The organism is Streptomyces sp. NPDC088194 (genome assembly GCF_040702025.1).
Lineage (GTDB): Bacteria > Actinomycetota > Actinomycetes > Streptomycetales > Streptomycetaceae > Actinacidiphila.
Map to the genome: position 1 here is coordinate 1 of NZ_JBFBIV010000212.1, position 1,970 is coordinate 1,970.

A 1,970-nucleotide genomic window follows, 5' to 3' on the forward strand; every position below is an offset into this window, starting at 1 on the left:
CGGCGAGTTGGAGGCTGAGGTCGCCGTGGCACCAGTCGGGTTGGAGGTCGTCGTCGGGGAAGGCGGGCATGGTGGTCAGGCGGAGTGGTTTGCGGGCTGCCAGTCCGAACCGGGTGTCGAAGAGGGACGCGCCGACCCCGGTGGTGATCGTCAGGCCGTCGTGCGGGACCTGGGGGCCGAGCGTGCCGCTGTCCGAGGGGGAGTCGGTGATGCCCAGCGGGGCGGGGGTGCCGCCCGTGGTCAGGAACCGGGCCCGCTCGGTGACGGTGTGCATCAGCTCGACCAGCTCCCGCCGGTCGGCCGCGGTGACGTCGAAGGACAGGAACACGCTCGACTGCTGGACGGCCTGGGTGATGCCTGCCTGGTGGACGCCGTGGAAGGGTGCCACCGCGGCCTTGGCGCCCGGCGACGGGGTCGCGGCCGCCGCGCTCGACCCGGTGAGCGCGGCCGCGCCGCCCGCCACCGCGCCGACCGCCCCGACGCCGACCGCCGCGCCGCGCAGGAACCCGCGCCGCCGCAGCTCGCCGCCGGCCGGGCCGTGCGTGTCGGTCGTCATACCGTCCTCCGTACGTCGAAGATCGCCGCCACCGGGGCGAGTTGTTCCAGCAGGTCACCGAAGTCGGCGTTCACCTGCTCGCGCTGCGCGCGGGTCAGCCGGTCCAGCGCGGTCCACGTCCCCTTGCGGTCAAGGGACTTGAGGTATGCCTGGGCGCGGTCGAGGGACGCGTCGAGCCGGGCGAGGCCGGAGTCGCGGGCGGCCAGCAGCGGGCGCAGCTTCGCCAGGATCTCCCGGGTGCCGTCGATGTTCGCCGACGCCGTCGCCAGGTTGGTGCCGCTGCCGTAGTCGGTGCGGCCGGTCAGCTCGAACTGCTCGGCGTTCTCGATGATCTCGTGCGCCCGCAGGCCCATGTTCGCCGGGTCCATCTGCTGCGTTGTCCACTGCGACCTGAGCGCCTTCACCGCCTTGTCCAGCGTCGCGGCCTGGCCGCGCAGGGACTTCGCCGACTCGCCGTGCCACAGGCCGTACTCGATCCGGTGGAAGCCGGTGAAGTCCGGGTCCTTGAGCGGGTCCCGGCCGATCGCGGTGGTGCCGTTGATCACGCCGTCCGCGTCGCCGAACGTGTCGTAGGCCGCGCCCATCCGCTCGTACACCAGATGGCCGGTGAGCCAGTCGCGGCGGGCCGCCGTCAGGTCGCCGCGGTCGACGTCGGACTTCAACACCCCGGTGTCGGTGGAGAGTTCCGCCATCCGGGCGTTGATCCACTTCTGGTAGTCCAGGGTCGGCGGGATCAGGTCGTGCACGGTGACCGGCAGCGAGGACGGGCCCTGCGGTGCCTTGCCGGGGACCGTCACGGTCGGACCGGTCACCGAGTCGGTGTCCTCCTGCTGGCACTCGAAGGCGTACCGGCCGCTGCCGAGGTCGACGACCATCGAGCGGGTCGTGCCGGGCGCCAGGCCCTCGATCTCCGCGAACAGCCGCCCGGTGCTGGGGTCCTTGAGGTAGACCTCGGTCGCGCTCGCCGCGGAGTTGTGCAGGTCGAACGCCTGCGTGCCGGCGTGCGGCTTCTGCGTGGCGCCCCAGCCCCGGCCGCAGGTGCTCGGCGACACGTCGACCGCGGTGTGCCGCAGGCCGTCCGAGGCCGCCGCGGCTGCCGGGCGGGTGGCGTGGTGCCCGCCGCCGGTGGCCAGGACGCCGGCGGTGATCGCGGCGGCGACGGCGACGGCGGTGCCGCCCACGGTCCAGCCGCGCGCGCCGCGCCGGGTGCGGTCACCGGGGGAGCCCGAGGTGTTCGTGGTGGCCTCGGGGCTTCCGGCGTTCTCGGCGTTCTCGGTGTGCGGGGATTCCTGGGTGTCCGCGAGGTCGGTGCCGTCCGCTTCGGATACGGCCCCGGCCTGCGACGTGTCCTCGGCGGCGGCCGCTATGCCGTCGGGGGGGGGGGGGGGCGGGGTGGGGGCGGGGCCGCCCCCCC

2 protein-coding genes are annotated in these 1,970 nt (G+C 74.4%); both read right to left on the reverse strand.

All coding sequences use genetic code 11. The annotated features are described in order from the left end of the window. A partial coding sequence (locus AB0399_RS40440; protein ID WP_366414691.1) for a Dyp-type peroxidase domain-containing protein occupies nucleotides 1-556 on the reverse strand: 556 nt, incomplete at its 3' end. Continuing rightward, nucleotides 553-1,737 carry an EfeM/EfeO family lipoprotein gene (locus tag AB0399_RS40445; protein WP_366414692.1) on the reverse strand — a complete coding sequence of 395 codons (1,185 nt, stop codon included), beginning with the start codon at nucleotides 1,735-1,737 and terminating at the stop codon, nucleotides 553-555. The genes AB0399_RS40440 and AB0399_RS40445, both read right to left, overlap by 4 nt. Nucleotides 1,738-1,970 lie beyond the last annotated feature (233 nt).